General features: G+C 70.1%; 16 protein-coding genes. 10 read left to right on the top strand and 6 right to left on the bottom strand.

What is annotated here, in order from left to right; all coding sequences use genetic code 11:
• Window position 1: 1 nt before the first annotated feature.
• Window positions 2-967, top strand: coding sequence for a protein translocase subunit SecF (gene secF / locus NRY95_13735; protein UYC14795.1), 966 nt, complete (start codon window positions 2-4; stop codon window positions 965-967).
• 170 nt (window positions 968-1137) lie between these two features.
• Here the strand turns inward: secF and NRY95_13730 are convergent, their stop codons facing one another.
• On the bottom strand, window positions 1138-1965 hold the full coding sequence (locus tag NRY95_13730; protein UYC14794.1) for an inositol monophosphatase: 828 nt from the start codon (window positions 1963-1965) through the stop codon (window positions 1138-1140).
• Between the two features lie 115 nt (window positions 1966-2080).
• Here NRY95_13730 and NRY95_13725 point away from each other — a divergent pair, with 115 nt between their 5' ends.
• The 3 genes from NRY95_13725 to NRY95_13715 all read left to right on the top strand — a co-directional run bounded on the left by NRY95_13725 (window position 2081) and on the right by NRY95_13715 (window position 6113).
• Window positions 2081-2848 carry an RNA methyltransferase gene (locus NRY95_13725; protein UYC14793.1) on the top strand — a complete coding sequence of 256 codons (768 nt, stop codon included), beginning with the start codon at window positions 2081-2083 and terminating at the stop codon, window positions 2846-2848.
• Between the two features lie 233 nt (window positions 2849-3081).
• Window positions 3082-3972 (top strand): phosphate/phosphite/phosphonate ABC transporter substrate-binding protein, encoded by an 891-nt coding sequence (locus NRY95_13720; GenBank protein UYC14792.1) that lies wholly within the window; start codon window positions 3082-3084, stop codon window positions 3970-3972.
• A complete protein-coding gene (locus NRY95_13715) occupies window positions 3969-6113 on the top strand; it encodes an EAL domain-containing protein (protein ID UYC14791.1) in 2145 nt (714 codons plus the stop codon). Before NRY95_13720 ends, NRY95_13715 begins: the two co-directional genes overlap by 4 nt.
• Window positions 6114-6347: 234 nt before the next feature.
• Here the strand turns inward: NRY95_13715 and NRY95_13710 are convergent, their stop codons facing one another.
• Window positions 6348-6668, bottom strand: a complete 321-nt coding sequence (locus tag NRY95_13710) for a hypothetical protein (protein UYC14790.1) — start codon at window positions 6666-6668, stop codon at window positions 6348-6350.
• 151 nt (window positions 6669-6819) lie between these two features.
• Complete coding sequence (gene epmB, locus NRY95_13705) at window positions 6820-7851, bottom strand: EF-P beta-lysylation protein EpmB (protein UYC14789.1); 1032 nt, start codon at window positions 7849-7851, stop codon at window positions 6820-6822.
• A gap of 101 nt (window positions 7852-7952) precedes the next feature.
• On the opposite strand from epmB, the gene efp reads away from it, so the two are divergent.
• From efp to NRY95_13675, 6 genes are all read left to right on the top strand, one after another.
• On the top strand, window positions 7953-8519 hold the full coding sequence (gene efp / locus NRY95_13700; GenBank protein UYC14788.1) for an elongation factor P: 567 nt from the start codon (window positions 7953-7955) through the stop codon (window positions 8517-8519).
• Window positions 8520-8684: 165 nt separating this feature from the next.
• A complete protein-coding gene (locus NRY95_13695) occupies window positions 8685-9332 on the top strand; it encodes a TMEM175 family protein (GenBank protein ID UYC14787.1) in 648 nt (215 codons plus the stop codon).
• Between the two features lie 25 nt (window positions 9333-9357).
• Window positions 9358-10692 carry a TRZ/ATZ family hydrolase gene (locus NRY95_13690; protein UYC14786.1) on the top strand — a complete coding sequence of 445 codons (1335 nt, stop codon included), beginning with the start codon at window positions 9358-9360 and terminating at the stop codon, window positions 10690-10692.
• Between the two features lie 52 nt (window positions 10693-10744).
• Window positions 10745-11464 carry a bifunctional 2-polyprenyl-6-hydroxyphenol methylase/3-demethylubiquinol 3-O-methyltransferase UbiG gene (gene ubiG, locus NRY95_13685; protein UYC14785.1) on the top strand — a complete coding sequence of 240 codons (720 nt, stop codon included), beginning with the start codon at window positions 10745-10747 and terminating at the stop codon, window positions 11462-11464.
• A 49-nt stretch (window positions 11465-11513) separates the two neighbouring features.
• Window positions 11514-12227 carry a phosphoglycolate phosphatase gene (locus NRY95_13680; GenBank protein UYC14784.1) on the top strand — a complete coding sequence of 238 codons (714 nt, stop codon included), beginning with the start codon at window positions 11514-11516 and terminating at the stop codon, window positions 12225-12227.
• 21 nt (window positions 12228-12248) lie between these two features.
• Window positions 12249-12950 carry a phytoene/squalene synthase family protein gene (locus NRY95_13675; GenBank protein ID UYC14783.1) on the top strand — a complete coding sequence of 234 codons (702 nt, stop codon included), beginning with the start codon at window positions 12249-12251 and terminating at the stop codon, window positions 12948-12950.
• A 145-nt stretch (window positions 12951-13095) separates the two neighbouring features.
• Here NRY95_13675 and NRY95_13670 read toward each other — a convergent pair whose 3' ends face one another.
• The 3 genes from NRY95_13670 to NRY95_13660 form a co-directional block, all read right to left on the bottom strand.
• Window positions 13096-14277 carry a putative acyl-CoA thioester hydrolase gene (locus NRY95_13670; GenBank protein UYC14782.1) on the bottom strand — a complete coding sequence of 394 codons (1182 nt, stop codon included), beginning with the start codon at window positions 14275-14277 and terminating at the stop codon, window positions 13096-13098.
• Window positions 14278-14804: 527 nt separating this feature from the next.
• Entirely contained in the window at window positions 14805-15632 is an 828-nt protein-coding gene (gene eutC, locus NRY95_13665) for an ethanolamine ammonia-lyase subunit EutC (GenBank protein ID UYC14781.1), read from the bottom strand.
• A gap of 11 nt (window positions 15633-15643) precedes the next feature.
• Entirely contained in the window at window positions 15644-17038 is a 1395-nt protein-coding gene (locus tag NRY95_13660; protein UYC14780.1) for an ethanolamine ammonia-lyase subunit EutB, read from the bottom strand.
• Window positions 17039-17073: the final 35 nt, after the last annotated feature.

Raw genomic sequence — 17073 nt, 5'->3', positions numbered from 1 at the left:
AATGAAAATTTTCCCGCTTCATCTGATTCCGAACGACACCAAGATCGACTTCATGCGTTGGCGGCGTCCGACCCTGGCGCTGATGCTGGTGCTGGCGGTGGTCTCGCTCGGGGTGATCTTCGCCAAGGGCTTCAACTACGCGTTGGAGTTCACCGGCGGTGCGCTGGTGCAGACCAGCTTCCAGAAGCCGGTGGACATCGACCATGTGCGCGAACAGCTGGCCACCGCCGGCTTCGAGAACGCGCAGGTGCAGAACGTCGGCAGCGGCAACGAGATCGTGATCCGCCTGCAGCCACAGGGCGAGCACAACAACGAGGACGTGACCAAGAACCTCGCCGAGCAGGTGCGCAAGGCGGTGACCACCGCGGAGAACCCGGCGACGGTGAAGCCGGGCGAATTCGTCGGCCCGCAGGTCGGCAAGGACCTGGCGCTGAACGGCGTCTACGCGACCGTGTTCATGCTGGTCGGCTTCCTGATCTACATCGGCTTCCGCTTCGAGTGGAAGTTCGCGGTGGTGGCCAGCCTGACCGCGCTGTTCGACCTGCTGGTGACGGTGGCCTACATCTCGCTCACCGGCCGCGAGTTCGACCTGACCGTGCTGGCCGGCCTGCTGTCGGTGATGGGCTTTGCGATCAACGACATCATCGTGGTGTTCGACCGCGTCCGCGAGAACTTCCGCAGCCTGCGCGTGGAGCCGCTGGAAGTGCTGAACCGCTCGATCAACCAGACCCTGTCGCGCACCGTGATCACCGCGGTGATGTTCTTCCTGTCGGCGCTGGCGCTGTACCTGTACGGCGGCACCTCGATGGAAGGCCTGGCGCTGACCCACATGATCGGCGCGATCATCGTGGTGGTGTCCTCGGTGATCGTGGCGGTGCCGCTGCTGTCGATCGGCCCGTTCCAGGTCACCAAGCAGGACCTGCTGCCGAAGTCCAAGGACGTCGAGGCGTTGGCGCGTAGGCCCTGAGGGGCCGGGATTAGGGAGTCGGGATTGGGGATTCGCAAGAGCGGGTTCCCGGTTCTGTGACGAAAAAGCCGCGCATCTGCGCGGCTTTTTCGTTTTGGGAAGAGGAGAAGGTCAGCGATGGGGTGCCGCTCTTGCGAATCCCCAATCCCGACTCCCCAATCCCGGCCCCATCAAAACTTCGCGTCGAACTCCGCCGCATACCCGGTATTGACGATCAGCTTCTGCAGCGCTTCGCTGACCTTGATGTTGCCGGCCACGATCTGGAACTGCGGGGCGCCGCGGTCGTCGATGCGGCCCGGGGTGGCGCCCTTGAAGTCGGTGATGCGGCCGCCGGCCTCGCGCACCAGCAGCACGCCGGCGGCGATGTCCCAGGCCTTCACCCCGGCCTCGAAGTAGGCGTCGGTGCGGCCGCAGGCCACGTAGGCCAGGTCCAGCGCGGCCGAGCCGGTGCGGCGGATGTCCTCGGCCTGCACCATCAGCGCGTCCACACACTTGAGCTGGGCGCTGGTGCGCTTGCGTTCGCGCGGGGCGAAGCCGGTGTTGACCATCGCCCCGTTCAGCTCCTTGCGCTCGCTGACGCGGATGCGGCGGTCGTTGAGCACCGCGCCGTTGCCGCGGCTGGCGGTGAACAGCTCGTTGCGCAGCGGATCGAAGATCACCGCGTCGATCGGCTCGCCGTTTTCGACCAGGGCGATCGACACGCAGTAGTGCGGGAAGCCGCGCAGGTAGTTGCTGGTGCCGTCGAGCGGGTCGATCACCCACATGTAGCGGCCGCCGCCCTGCACGCCGCCTTCCTCGCCCATCACCCCGTAATCGGGATAGGCGCGGCGCAGTTCCTTGACGATCACCTTCTCCGCGTCGGCATCGACTTCGCTGGCGTAGTCCATGCGGTCCTTCTGCACCACGTTCAGCGCTTCCAGCCGGTTGATATGGCGCAACAGCACATTGCCGGCGAGGCGGGCGGCCTTGACCATGACGGTGACGGCGGGTTTTTGCATGGCAACGGCTCCCGAGCGGGCGGAGAAGGATCTGGCGGAGGAAAAGAACAGTCCGGCGCGAAGGCCGGCCGCACAGTTTACCATCTACGCCCCGTTCGCTCCGCATCTTCCTGCCATGACCGTTCCTGCGATCGCTTCCGCCCATCTCCGCTTCGTCCTGGTCGGCACCCAGCACCCCGGCAATATCGGGGCGGCGGCGCGGGCGATGAAGACCATGGGCCAGGCGCGGCTGGTGCTGGTGGCGCCGGAGCGCGCGCTCGACGAGGACGCCTACCGGCGCTCGGCCGGCGCCGAGGACGTGCTGCAGCAGGCGCCGGTGCTGGCGACCCTGGCCGAGGCGGTGGCCGACTGCCAGCTGGTGCTCGGCTGCACTGCGCGCAGCCGGCGCGTGTCGCTGGAAGAACTGCTGCCGGCGGAGGGTGCGCAGCGCCTGGTGAGCGCCGCCGCCGAGCAGGCCGAGGTGGCGCTGGTGTTCGGGCGCGAGCGCACCGGCCTGACCAACGAAGAGCTGCAGCTGTGCCATGCCGCGGTGCACATTCCCTCCGATCCCGCGTTCAGCTCGCTCAACCTGGCCGCGGCGGTGCAGGTGCTGGCCTACGAGCTGCGCCTGGCGCTGCTGCGCGGCGAGGGCGCGGCGCCGGCCGCGGCGGAACCCGGTTTTCGCGAGGCGCCGGCCAGCCATGCGCAGCTGGAAGGCATGTTCGGGCAATTGGCCGACACCCTGGACGACATCGACTTCCACAAGGGCCGCGCGCCGGATTCGGCGATGCGCAAGCTGCGCCGGCTGTTCCTGCGCAATGCGTTGACCGAGCAGGAAGTGCGGCTGCTGCGCGGCATCCTGTCCGATGCGCAGCGCATGGCGCGGCTGGCGGGGCAGGCTTAGCTTTTTCCGGGACTCGGGACTCGGGACTCGGCAAAGCTAGAGATCCCGAGTCCTTGGCGGCTGGTCGCTTGTCGTGGTGCGCGGGACGTGCGCTGCCTCGCCGTGCCATGGCCGCTCCGAGTCCCCAGTCCCCAGTCCCGGCTTCACCAGCTGTCGCCGGCTGACGCTTTCGGCTAGGCTTATGGCTCAATATTGGGGAATGCGGTTTGCTAATTTCGCGGTGGCGTGTCGTCATGGTGTGGCTGGCGCTGGCGATCTGCTGGCCCGCGGTTGTGCACGCACGCCCGTCGGTGCTGGTGCTCGGCCGCATCAGCGACAACCCCAAGGCCCACTACGAACAGCTGAAGCCGTTGCTGGACTACGTGGTGCCGCGCATGCGCGACGTCGGCATCACCTCCGGGCAGATCCTGATGGCCCGCGACAGCCAGCAGATGAGCAGCTACCTGCGCCGCGGCCGCGTCGACTGGGTCACCGAGACCGCGGCCACCGCGATGGCGCTGCAACAGCGCGGCGGGGTGCGGCCACTGCTGCTGACCGAGCGCGGCGGCGTGCGCGAATACCACACCGTGTTCTTCGCGCGCCGCGACGGGCCAGTGCACACGCTGCGCGACCTGCAGGGCCGCACCCTGGCATTGCAGAGCACCTTGTCCACCAGCGCCTATCTGGTGCCGATGATGACCCTGTTCGAGCACGATCTGCATCCGGAGATCCTGCTCTCGCCGAAGGACCAGGCGTCGGCGAACACGGTCGGCTACGTGTTCGCGCGCTCCGAGCTCAACATCGCCTCCTATGTGCACAAGCACCTGGTGGACGCCGGCGCGCTGAGCAGCCTGGATTGGGATGACGCCCGCCGCGTGCCGCCCGCGTTCCGCCGCGATTTCCGGGTGATCTACCGCAGCGAGCCGTTCCCGCGCGCGGTGGAGATGGTGCGCAGCGACCTGGCCTCGCCGGTGGCGGCGCGCCTGCGCGAAGTATTGCTGGAAGCCGCCGACGACCCGCAGGGCAGCGCGGCGTTGCGCAAGTTCTTCGGCACCACCGGCTTCTTCCCGGTGGATCCGGCCTCGCAGAAGCGGCTGGACCAGCTGCGGGCCGGCGTTGCGCGGGTCAAGCTGGAAGTCGAATGAAGAGGCTGCGTTTCGGATTGCAGGCCAGGTTCCTGTTGGCGATGGGCGTTGCGGCGTTCCTCATCATGGCGATCCTGGCGCTGATGCTGGAGCGGCAGGCGGCGATGCAGAACGAGGTGCGCACGCTCAGCGGCAACGTGATCCACGGCCTGTTCGACCGCAGCATGCGCACCCGCGGCGAAACCCTGGCGCGGCAGCTGTCCGATTCGCTGGCCAATCCGGTGTACTACTCGGACCTGGACGCGATCGGCACCCAGGTGCGCGCGGCGCTGGGCTACGTGGCGGTGGCCTACGTGCTGGTGTACGACGCCGACGGGCGCCTGATCCACGACGGCAGCGACGATCTGCCCGGCTACGGCCAGCGCCTGCGCGGCCCGATGGCCGATGCGGCGATCAAGGCCAACGGCCTGCTGGCGCAGGAGTCCGACGAGATCCTGGACGTGTCGATGCCGATCATGATCGGCGACCAGCGCGTGGGCGGGGTGCGCGTGGGCATGTCCTGGGCGCGGGCGCTGGTCTACGAGCGCAAGGCCGGCGAGAACCTGGACGAACGCCTGGACGCGCTGGGCAAGCGCCACCTGGGCTGGCTGGCGCTGTTGCTGGCCGCGCTGGGGCTGACCGCGGTGATGGTGGCGATCTACGTGCAGCGCACGCTGGTGGCGCCGATCCGCTGGCTGGCCGCGGCCGCGCGCCAGATCGAGGCCGGCGACTACGTGGTGGAGCGCCGCGACAGCGGCCGCCGCGACGAGGTCAGCGAACTGCTGCGTGCGTTCGGGCGCATGAGCGAGGCGATCGCGCGCCACGACCGCGACGTGCGCCACATGGCCTATACCGATGCCCTGACCGGGCTGACCAACCGGCTCGCGTTCCGCGAGGCGCTGGACCACCGCATGCTGTCCGCGCGCGCCTCGCACCGGCGCCTGGCGCTGCTGTTCGCCGATATCGACGACTTCAAGCGGATCAACGACACCCTCGGCCACGAGGCCGGCGACGAGGCGCTGCTGCAGTTCGCGCGGCGCATCCAGCTGGCGGTGGACCAGCTGGGCGGGCACGACGCGCTGCTGGCGCGTTTCGGCGGCGACGAATTCGTGATCCTGGTCGAGGACGAGCACGTGGTGCAGGTCGCCACCGGCCTGGCCGAGCGCCTGGTGCAGGAACTGCGCGAGCCGCTGCGGATCCAGGACCGCGAGGTGTTCATGGGCACCTCGATCGGCATCACCGTCTACCCCGGCGATGCCGAGGACGCCTCGGCGCTGCTGAAGAACGGCGACATCGCGATGTACCAGGCCAAGCTGGCCGGCAAGAACTGCCACCGCTTCTACAGCCGCGCGATGGACTACGCGGTGGAGCGGCGCGTGCACATGGAGCACGAATTGCGCGGCGCCTGGGACCGCGACGAGCTGAAGCTGGTGTACCAGCCGATCTTCCGCACCCTGGACCGGCGCATGGTCGGGGTGGAAGTGCTGCTGCGCTGGCAGCATCCGGCGCTGGGCACGATCTCGCCGACGGTGTTCATCGACGTGGCCGAGCAGAGCGGGCTGATCGAGAGCATCGGCCCCAAGGTGCTGCGTGCGGCCTGCCTCGAGGCCACGCAATGGCAGCGCTTCGACGGCAGCCGCGACCTGTTCGTGTCGGTCAACGTGTCGCCGCGCCAGCTGCGCAGCGGCGACCTGCCGGAAATCGTCGCCGACTGCCTGCGCGAATCCGGGCTGCCGGCGGCGCAGCTGCACCTGGAACTGACCGAGACCGCGGTGATCGGCGACGAACTGCAGGCTGCGAGCATGCTGGCGCGGCTGCACCGCACCGGGGTCAAGGTGTGGCTGGACGACTTCGGCACCGGCTTCTCCGGCCTGAGCCACCTGCGCCAGGTGCCGGTGGACGGGGTCAAGATCGACAAGAGCTTCGTCGCCGACCTGCAGCGCGATCCCGATGACCTCGCCCTGACCACCGCGATCATCGCCATGGCGCATTCGCTGGGCATCACCGTGGTCGCCGAGGGCATCGAGCAGGAAATGCAGTTCGAACTGCTGCGCGAGCGCGGCTGCGAACTGGGGCAGGGTTTCTGGCTCAGCCACCCGCTCAGCGCCACGGAATTCCGTCGGCTGCTGGCCAACGAGGGCATGCCGCGCGGGGAGGCGTAGTGACGGCGCAGTGGCCGCTCTGGGGGATCTCGCTTGTTGTGGGAGCGACTTCAGGGCACCTCTAATAATCTCGATTCCAAAAATTCCGCGCTATGCGCATCAATGACTTGCGAGTGCTTTGGTCGAGTTTTTGGGGTTATTAGAGGTGCCCTTCGGTCGCGACGGGCTTCACCGGTAGAGCCCGTCGCGACTGAAGTCGCTCCCACAAAAGGTAGATCAGCGACGGTCCCGACTTCAGCGCGACGCGGCGGGGATCGACACCCCGGCCCCGGTCTGCCGCACCGGCCGCATCGTCCCGTCCGCGTTGTACTGCAGATGCTCCACCGTCACCGCACGCCGGCCGATGGCGCCGTTCAAGTCGCCGATCGCCAAAGTCGCGTTGTGCAGGAACAGGTACCAGTGTTGCTTGAACTCGACGATGCCCGGATGGAGGGTGACGCTGTACAAATAGAACGTGCCGTGCTTCTCGATGGCCTGCGATGCCCCCACATCCTGCTTGGCCCACGTGGAGTCCTTGGCGTGCATGATCGGCGGATGCGCGGTCCCGGTCTTCATGTCCTTGGTCGAATGGACCAGCACCAGCCCCCCACGCATGGGGAGCATCTTTGGCGAAGCGCCAGCGGATGTGGCGAGCGCAATCGTTGCTGGCGTCCCTGCTTTTGCTGTCCCGAGTCCCGAGTCCCGCGTCCCGCGTCCCGACCGACACCTACAGCGCGCGCTTGCCGGTATCCCCGGGAATCTCCCGCACCAGCTTCGGCACCAGATACCCGGACAGGCGGGCGGCCAGGGCCTGGTGCAGCGTGCGCGCGGTCGCGTCGTCCACTTCGAAATGGGCCACGCCTTCGACCTTGTCCAATTGGTGGAGGTAGTAGGGCAGCACGCCGGCGGCGAAGCTGCGCTCGCTCAGGTCGGCCAGCGCGGCGACGCTGTCGTTGACCCCGCGCAGCAGCACCGCCTGGTTGAGCAGTTGCGCGCCGGCCGCGCGCAGCTGCGCCAGCGCGGCATCCACGCTGGCGTCGAATTCATTGGCGTGGTTGGCGTGGATCACGAACGCCACCGGCCACGGCAGCGCGCGCAGCCAGGCCAGCAGCGGCGCATCGACGCGCTCGGGCAGCACCACCGGCAGGCGGCTGTGGATGCGCAGGCGCTTGAGCTGCGGAATGGCCGCCAGCGCCTCGGTCAGCTCGACCAGCTTGGAGGTGGCCAGCGACAGCGGGTCGCCGCCGGACAGGATCACTTCGTCGATGTCCGGGTCGGCGGCGATCGCCGCCACCGCCTCGCGCCAGCCGTCGCGCGCCGCGGTCTCCTCGGCATACGGGAAGTGGCGGCGGAAGCAGTAGCGGCAGTGCACCGCGCAGCTGCCGGTGGCCACCAGCAGCGCGCGGCCGCGGTACTTCTGGATCACCCCGTCGGCCTTCTTGGCCGCGGCGTCGCCCACCGCGTCCAGCGCGAAACCCGGCACCCGGCGCAGTTCGGCGTCGATCGGCAGCACCTGGCGCAGCAGCGGATCGTGCGGGTCGCCACGGCGCATGCGCGCGACGAAGCCGCGCGGCACGCGCAGCGCGAACTGCGTCGCAGCCTGTTCGGAGACGCCGAGCGCCTGCGGATCCAGCCCCAGCAGCGCCAGCAACTCGCGCGGGTCGCGCACCGCATCGCGCCACAGCTGCTGCCAGCGCGGCGGGGCCAGGACGGCGGGGGACGGGGACGGCTGCATCGGGCGGGGGGCTGCGGTTATCATATGCGGTCATAAAACGAGTGCCCGCCGGTTGCGGCGGGGCTTTCCATTCTATCCGGCCGGCCGCCGAACGCGGCGGGTTTGCCTTACCCGAGGAGTTTCAGATGGCCAGCTACGGCATGAACGACGTCAAGACCGGGATGAAGATCCTGGTCAACAACGAACCCGCGATCATCACCGAGACCGAATACGTCAAGCCGGGCAAGGGCCAGGCCTTCACCCGCATCAAGTACCGTTTCATCAAGTCCGGGCGCGTGGTCGAAATGACCATGAAGGCGACCGACAGCGTGGAAGCGGCCGACGTGGTCGATACCAACATGCAGTACCTGTACACCGACGGCGAGTACTGGCACTTCATGCAGCAGGAGACCTTCGAGCAGGTGCAGGCCGACAAGGTCGGCGTCGGCGACGCCGCCAAGTGGATCAAGGGCGAGGAGGATTGCGTGGTGACGCTGTGGAACGGCACCCCGATCCAGGTCACCCCGCCGAACTTCGTCGAACTGAAGATCGTCGAGACCGACCCGGGCGTGCGCGGCGACACCTCCGGCGGCGGCGGCAAGCCGGCCACGCTGGAAACCGGCGCGGTGGTGCGGGTGCCGCTGTTCGTCGGCCAGGACGAAATCATCAAGGTCGATACCCGCTCGGGCGAGTACTTCTCGCGCGTCAAGTAAGCCGACGGCCCGCGCGGCCGGGCGGCACGTGGCCGCCCGCCGCCAGCGGCTGCGGTGGACGGCAACAGGTCGCATGCGTTCGCCGCGTGCGGCCGCCACGCCCATGCAATGCCGAATCGCCGTGCGGCGATCGCGGCCGATCCGTTTCCAGGAATTCCCGCGACCATGAGCCACGCCGACAGCGCCGATGCCAAGTACCCGCACGACCGGGTCGTGTTCTTCAGCGACGCGGTCTTCGCCATCGCCATCACCCTGCTGGCGGTGGAGATCAAGGTGCCGGGGCATGCGCAGGTCGAGGCCGCCGGCGGCATCCTGGCCGCGCTGCGGCAGATGCTGCCGCTGTTCATCGGCTTCGCGGTGAGCTTCCTGGTCACCGCGCTGTTCTGGAAGTCGCATCTGCAGCTGTGCCGGCATATCCGCCAGTTCGACGACCGGCTGATCTGGCTCAACGTGCTGCAGCTGCTGCTGATCGGCCTGCTGCCGTTTTCCACGGCGTTGTATTCGGACTACTTCGGCAGCCACGAGGCGTTCGCGGTGTATTGCGCGCATCTGGCCGCGATCGGTGCGGCCGCCTATCTGATGCACGCCTACGCGGTGCGCAAGGAAGGCCTGGTGCAGCGGCTGGGCGCGCTGCAGGCGCGGGCGATGACGCTGCGCGTGGCGGTCGCGCCGCTGGTGTTCGCGCTGTGCATCCCGTTGGCGATGGTCGCGCCGCTGCTCGGGCGGCTGGGCTTCGTGGCCGTGTTCGTGCTGCAGTGGCTGGTGATGCGCGTGTACCAGCGGCGCATCCGCCAGACGCAAGCGGCGACTTGATCCTTCCTTTTCCAGAGCATCTGCGATGACCGCCATTCCCGAATCCTGCGACCTGCTGATCGAAGCCGGCTACGTGGTCCCGATCGAGCCGCATGCGGTGGTGCTGGAGGACCACGCGGTGGCGGTGCGCGGCAGCGAGATCGTCGCGGTGCTGCCGCGCGCCGAGGCGCAAGCGCGCTTCGCCGCCGCGCGCACGGTGTCGCGCCCGGACGCGGCGCTGCTGCCGGGCCTGGTCAACGCGCACACCCACAACCCGATGACCCTGCTGCGCGGCATCGCCGACGACCTGCCGCTGATGGTGTGGCTGCAGCAGCACATCTGGCCGGTGGAGACCGCGGTGATCGGCCCGGAGTTCGTCGCCGACGGCACCGCGCTGGCGATCGCCGAAATGCTGCGCGGCGGCACCACCTGCGCCAACGAGAACTACTTCTTCTCCGACGTGCAGGCCGCGGTGTACAAGCAGCACGGCTTCCGCGCGCGGGTCGGCACGGTGATCATCGATTTCCCGACCGCCTGGGCCAAGACCTCCGACGAATACTTCGAACGCGCCTGCGAGGTGCACGACCAGTGGCGCGACGATCCGCTGATCGGCATCGCCTTCGCCCCGCACGCGCCGTACACGGTCAACGACGCCAACTTCGAACGGGTGCGGATGCTGTCCGACCAGCTCGACGTGCCGGTGCACCTGCACACCCACGAGACCGCGCAGGAAATCGCCGACTCGCTCAAGCAGTACGGCCAGCGCCCGCTGGCGCGGCTGGACCGGCTGGGCCTGGTCAACGACCGCCTGATCGCGGTGCACATGACCCAGCTCACCGATGCGGAGATCCACCTGTGCGCCGAGCGCGGGGTCAGCGTGGTGCATTGCCCCGAGTCCAACCTCAAGCTCGCCTCCGGGTTCTGCCCGGCCTGCGCGCTGCAGCGTGCAGGCGTGAACCTGGCGATCGGCACCGACGGCTGCGCCAGCAACAACGACCTGGACATGTTCAGCGAGAACCGCACCGCGGCGATCCTGGCCAAGGCGGTGGCCAACGACGCCACCGCGCTGGACGCGGCGACCACGCTGCGCGCGGCCACGCTGGGCGGCGCGCGCGCGCTCGGCTTCGGCGACAAGATCGGCTCGATCGAGGTCGGCAAGCAGGCCGACCTGATCTGCGTGGACCTGTCGGCGCTGGAAACCCAGCCGCTGCACAACGTGCTGTCGCAGCTGGTCTACGCGGCCGGCCGGCAGCAGGTCAGCGACGTGTGGATCGCCGGCCAGCGCAAGCTCGAACAGCGCGTGCTGGTGGACATCGACACCGATGCGCTGGTCGCCAACGCGCGGCAGTGGCGCGAACGCATCCGCAGCGTGCACGCCTGATCTGCTTTCCTGCCGTGCCGCGCTCCGCGCGCGGCCCAACCGAGATGCCGCCATGACCTTTTCCGCCTCCAACGCCTCCGCCAACTTCGATCAGGCCGAACTGGACAAGTTCGGCGCGCTGGCCACCCGCTGGTGGGACGCCGACGGCCCGCAGAAGCCGCTGCACGCGCTGAACCCGGTGCGCCTGCGCTACGTCGCCGAGCGGCTGCCGTTGCGCGGCGCCAGCGTGCTCGACGTGGGCTGCGGCGGCGGCCTGCTCAGCGAGGCGCTGGCCAAGGAGGGCGCGCAGGTCACCGCGATCGACCTGGCGCCGGAGCTGGTCAAGGTGGCGCGGCTGCACCAGTTCGAATCCGGGGTGGAGGTCGACTACCGCGTGCAGTCGGTCGAGGACCTGGCCGCCGAGCGCCCGGGCAGCTTCGACGCGATCACCTGCATGGAGATGCTCGAGCACGTGCCCGATCCGGCGGCGATCGTGCGCGCCTGCGCGACCCTGCTCAAGCCCGGCGGCCAGCTGTTCCTGTCCACCCTCAACCGCACCCCGGCCGCGTTCGCGCTGGCCATCGTCGGCGCCGAGTACGTGGCGCGGCTGCTGCCCACCGGCACCCACCGCTACCAGGATTTCATCAAGCCGGCCGAGCTGGCGGCGTGGCTGCGCCAGGCCGAGCTGCAGCTGCACGACGTCAGCGGCGTGCTGTACGAACCGTGGCGCAACCGTGCGCGGCTGTCCACGCGCACCGAGGTGAATTATCTGGCGTGTGCGGTGAAGCCGTGATTCGGGAGTCGGGATTGGGGATTGGCAACAGCGGGCGCGCGTGCGCGTGATGGGCCTCGCCCAGCCGCCGCAGGCCGGGGCATCCCGGGATTTCCCGCGTGCGGTGCTGTTCGATCTGGACGGCACGCTGCTGGACAGTGCGCCGGATCTGCTGGCCGCGGCCAATGCGTTGCGCGCCGAGCATGGCGCCGACCCGCTGAGCCTGGAGCAGCTGCGTCCGGTGGTGTCCAAGGGCTCGCGGGCGATGCTGGGGGTGGCGTTTCCCGAGCTGCCGGCGGCCGCGCGCGACGCGTTGATTCCCGATTTCCTGCGCCACTACGAAACGCTGATCGGCCGGTATTCGCGGCCGTTCGACGGCATCGCCGCCTTGCTGCAGCGGCTGCAGGACGCCGGCTGCGTGTGGGGCATCGTCACCAACAAGCCCGAATCCCTGGCGCGGCTGATCCTGCCGCAGCTGGGCTGGGAACGGCGCTGCGCGGTGCTGATCGGCGGCGACACCCTGGCCGAGCGCAAGCCGCACCCGCTGCCGCTGCAGGTGGCGGCACAGCGCATCGACGTGCCACCGGCGCAGGTCGTCTACGTCGGCGACGACGAGCGCGACATCCTCGCCGCGCGCGCCGCCGGCATGGCCTCGGTGGCGGTGCTGTGGGGCTACCGCCTGGACGGCGAGGATCCGCTGGCCTGGCGCGCCGATGCGCTGGTCGCCGCGCCCGCCGACCTGCTCGATGCGCGCGCCTGGCCCGGCGCGCCGCAGCTCCCCTGACCTTCCGGACTTCCCGATCGCATGAGCAGCACCTCCGCCCTGGATGCCTTCCTCGACAAATGGCGCAGCCGCTGGCCGGAATGGACGGTGGCCGAGGGGTTCGTGCCGGCGCCGCAGCGCACGCGCGCGGTGGCCTGGTTCGCGCTGCTGCAGGAATTCGACGACATCCTCAACATCCCCGGCGATCCGTTGCCGGCCGACGCCAAGCTGGCGTGGTGGGGCGAGGAATTGCGCAGCTGGGCCGCGCAGCGCTCGCGGCATCCGCTGGGGCGGGTGCTGGAGCCGGTCGCCGCGCCGTGGGCGGCGCTGGCCGAGGCCTTGCCGGGGCTGCTCGCCTCGCGCGCGGCCGCGGCCGATCCGGCGCACGCCTACGAGCGCCTGGAGGCGTTCGCGCTGGCCGCGGCGCAGGTCGAATGCGCCGTGTTCGAGGGCCAGCGCGACGCCGCGGCGGCGCTGGCCACGCAGGTGCTGGCGCAGCGCCTGGCCGACGCCGGCATCGCCGCGGTGCCGCTGTCGCTGCGCGGCGGCGACGCGGCGCAGGCGCAGCAGCGCTGGGCGCAGGCCTTGCTGCAGCGCTGGCCGCGGCGCGTGGCCGGGCCGCGGCCGCGGCGCATCGTGTCGGCGCTGGCGCGTGCGCGGATCGCGCAGCAGGCCCGCGCCGTGCGCAAGCCGCCGAGCGCGATGGCCACGCTGTGGCGCGCCTGGTGGGCCGGCCTGGGCTGAGCGCCGGGCCGGTCCGCAGCCCCGTTCCTGCGCGCGCCCGGGGCCGCGTCGTCCCCGGGCGCAGACGCATGTCGGCTTCCTGCGGCATGCTCGTGCGATGCCCGAGCGGGAGCGGCGCGCCCCGCTCCTGGAGCGGCGGCGCGCCCTAGTCGGCGCTGCCGGCGCCGCTGTTGGCGTACTCGTAGAAGCGGTTGGCCGATTGCGTGCAGCCGCTGCTGCAATACGGCCGGCCGACCGTGGACGCGTTCCATGGCGCGCTCTTGCGCACGTGCGCGCCCAAGGTGGATTCGCGGATCACCACCTTGCCGTTGGGCGAGCTGCCGTTGACGTAGTTGGACAGGCTGCCGACGCTCTCGTCCCAGGCGCGGCCCAGGTACACCGTGTTCGCCGTCGGGCTGCCGACCGCGTCGAAGGTGCTGGCGACGGCCAGGAAGCCGTAGCCGCTGCCGGGGCGGGTGCTGGGGGCGAAGATCACCCCGCCGTTGCCGGCGCCGCGGCGCGCGGCGGTGTAGCGGATGGTGCTGCCGGAGAACACGGCCACGCCCGAGCCGAAGATGAAGTCGGTATCGCCCTCGACGCTGCCGCCCTTGAAGAACGCGCGGATCACCGTGTTGGCGCTGCCGGCGCTGACCAGCAGGGTGTCCTGGTTGCCGGTGAGCGCCACGTTCTCCAGCACCGCCTTGTCGCCGCGCAGCGCCAGTGCCACCGCCGACTGGTTGCTGCTGGCGTAGGTGCCCTCGACGTAGCTGTTGACGATGGCCAGGTTGCGCGCCTGGAACTGCGCCGCGCGCACGGTCACGGTGCCGCTGTCGGAGGTGCCGACCGTGCTGCTGGAGGCGTTGCTGGCGCAGGGGTGGGTGGTGCTGCCGCTCGGTTTCGGGGTGGGACTGGCGTTGCCGAAGCTGATGGTGGTGTTGGCCGGCGCGCTGTCCAGGCCGAACAGGGTGATCGGCGGCGCTGCCGCGGGCACGCACACCACCTCCTTGTAGGTGCCGGGCTTGACGCTGATGTAGCGGCGCATGCTGCCGCCGGCCGCGACCGCGGCATCGACCGCGGCCTGCACAGTGCGGTAGCGGGCGGAGCCGTCGGCGGCGACCGCGTAGTCGGCCGTGAGCAGGGCGACGCCGGCACCGGGATCCCAGTTGTCGGTCGTCAGCGCGCCGATGCTGCCGGCCTGGGCCAGGTGCTTGGCGACGGTCTGGTTGGCCGCTTCCGAACTGGTCAATTGCGGCCTGGAGGCGGTACCGGTCAGCGCCCAGGCGGTGGCGATGGCGCCGCCGGCCAGGGCGAGGGTGGCGGGGATCTGGAACCAGCGCGATGCGGTCATGGCGGTGCTCTCTCGGTTGGGATGGGGCCTGCGCCAAAGCGGCACACCGTCGCCGACAGGCGATTGATACCGGTGTCATCCGGTGGCCGCATGTTGGCGATCGGTGGCCATGGCGTGGCCGGCGCGAATGCTAGGCGCGCCTCGGCGCGCTGCGGTTCGATGCCGCAGCCAAATCCCGGTTGTGGCGGAGCGATCACGCTTTGGCGCGGAACGCGATCCGGCCGCTGTCTTCGTCGGCGCGGCTTGTGTGATCGGTTGCAGCGCTTGGGTGCAATCGCATCTCAGGCCAGTCGGCGGCCTCGTGCGCGCGTCGCGCAGGCTGCTGCGTTGCGCCACGGCGCTGCGCGATGCCCGACAGGAGCGCAGGCCACTTTTTCAGGCGCAGGCCCGACGCCGGCAGCGTCGGTGAGGAATCATCGCCGAAGCCGGGCCGCGCGCAGCGCCGACGCCTGCCTGAATCGGCGGTTGCGCGTGCACCGATGCTTCTGCGCCGGCACTGCCCATCGCGCGGACGGGCAGGGCGCGGCTCAGTCCGGGATCAGGAAATTGCCCAGCGGCTTGGGTGATGCGTCGTCTGCGGCGGACAGCGCGGGGGTGTCGGCCTGGTCCTTCAGCTGCACGCCGGACAGCTGCCGCCGGCATGCCTCGCGCATCAGCCAGGTCAGTTTGTGCGCGGCCTGCGCATAGCTCAGGCCGGCCTGGCGCACATTGGAGATGCAGTTGCGGCAGGCGTCGTTGAGGCCCACGCGCGGGGCGTAGGTGAAGTACAGGCCGAGGCTGTCCGGCGAACTGAGGCCGGGGCGCTCGCCGATCAGCACCACGCTCATGCGCGCGTCCAGCAGTTCGCCGATCTCGTCGCCGATCGCCACGCGGCCCTGTTCCACCAGCGCCACCGGTGCCAGCGTCCAGCCTTCGGCCGCGGCCAGCGCATCGATGCGTTCCAGCATCGGCGTGGCGTGGCGGTGCACCGCCAGCGCCGACAGCCCGTCGGCCACCACCACGGCCAGGTCGTAGCCGCGGCGTTGCATCGCGACGTGGCCGCGCAGTTCGCCGGCCGCGTCCTCGCTCAGCCGGCGGCCCAGGTCGGGGCGCTGCAGGTAGCTGTGACGGTCGGCCGCGGCGCTGCGCAGGGCGAGGTGCGCGCGGCCGCGTGCGTCCAGCGCCGCGGCCAGCGGCGCCGGATCGAAGCGCAGGTGCACCGCGTCGCGCGCCTGCGCATGCGCGAACTGGAAATCCAGTTGCGCGGCGGTCGGCAGGCTGGTGCCGGTGCGGCCCAGGGCGATGCGCGCCGGGGTCAGCCGGCGCAGCGCGGCCCAGGGATCGGCGCGGGAGGGGCGTTCGCTGTCGTCGTGCATGCGCGGCCCGCTCAGCCCAGTTGCGCCAGTGCGCGCCGGAACGCGGCCGGCGGCTCGTGGCCGAGGCGGAAGCGGCCGTTGTCCAGGTGCAGGATGTCCAGCCGTTCCAGCCAGGCTTCGAACTCCGGCGCCGGACGCAGGCCCAGCGCCTGGCGCGCGTACAGCGCATCGTGGAACGAGGTGGTCTGGTAGTTGAGCATCACGTCGTCGGAGCCGGGGATGCCCATGATGAAGTTGATCCCGGCGGTGCCGAGCAGGGTCAGCAGCACGTCCATGTCGTCCTGGTCGGCCTCGGCATGGTTGGTGTAGCAGATGTCGCAGCCCATCGGCACGCCGAGCAGCTTGCCGCAGAAGTGGTCCTCCAGGCCGGCGCGGATGATCTGCTTGCCGTCGTACAGGTATTCGGGGCCGATGAAGCCGACCACGGTGTTGACCAGCAGCGGCTTGAAGCGCCGCGCCACCGCGTAGGCGCGCACCTCGCAGGTCTGCTGGTCCACGCCGTGGTGCGCGTCGGCCGACAGCGCGCTGCCCTGGCCGGTCTCGAAATACATCACGTTGTCGCCGACGCTGCCGCGCCTGAGGCTCAGTCCGGCCTCGTAGCCTTGCTGCAGCAGCGCCAGGTCGATGCCGAAGCTGGCGTTGGCCTTCTGCGTGCCGGCGATGGACTGGAACACCAGGTCCAGCGGCACGCCGCGTTCGATCGCCTCGATCGAGGTGGTGACGTGGGTCAGCACGCAGGCCTGGGTCGGGATCTGGTAGCCGGCGATCACCGCGTCGAGCATCTTCAGCAGTTCGCAGATGGTCCGGGTGTTGTCGCTGGCCGGGTTGATCCCGATCACCGCATCGCCGTTGGCGTACAGCAGCCCGTCGAGCACGCTGGCGGCGATGCCGGCCAGATCGTCGGTGGGATGATTGGGCTGCAGGCGGGTGGACAGCCGCCCGCGCAATCCCAGCGTGTTGCGGAACGCGGTGACCACGCGGATCTTCTGCGCCACCAGGATCAGGTCCTGGATCCGCATCAGCTTGGACACCGCCGCGACCATCTCCGGAGTCAGGCCCGGGGCCAGCGTTGCAAGCGCGGCTGCGTCGGCCGCTTCGCCGAGCAGCCAGTCGCGGAAGCCGCCGACGGTCAGGTGCGCCACCGGCGCGAACGCGGCCGCGTCGTGGCTGTCCACGATCAGCCGGGTCACCTCGTCGTCTTCGTAGGGAATCACCGCCTCGTCGAGGAAGTGCCGCAGCGGCAGGTCGGCCAGCGCCATCTGCGCCGCGACCCGCTGCGGCTCGCTGGCCGCGGCCAGCCCGGCCAGGCGGTCGCCCGAGCGCGCCGGCGTGGCCTTGGCCAGCAGGTCCTTGAGGTCGTCGAAGCGCCAGGTCTGGCCGCCGACGCTGTGTGCGAAACCGCTCATGCCGGATCCTCCTGCAGGCGCCCGCGCACGGCGGG

The organism is Xanthomonas campestris pv. phormiicola, assembly GCA_025666215.1.
Taxonomy (GTDB): domain Bacteria; phylum Pseudomonadota; class Gammaproteobacteria; order Xanthomonadales; family Xanthomonadaceae; genus Xanthomonas_A; species Xanthomonas_A campestris_A.
This window is presented reverse-complemented; position numbering and strand designations above follow the sequence as displayed.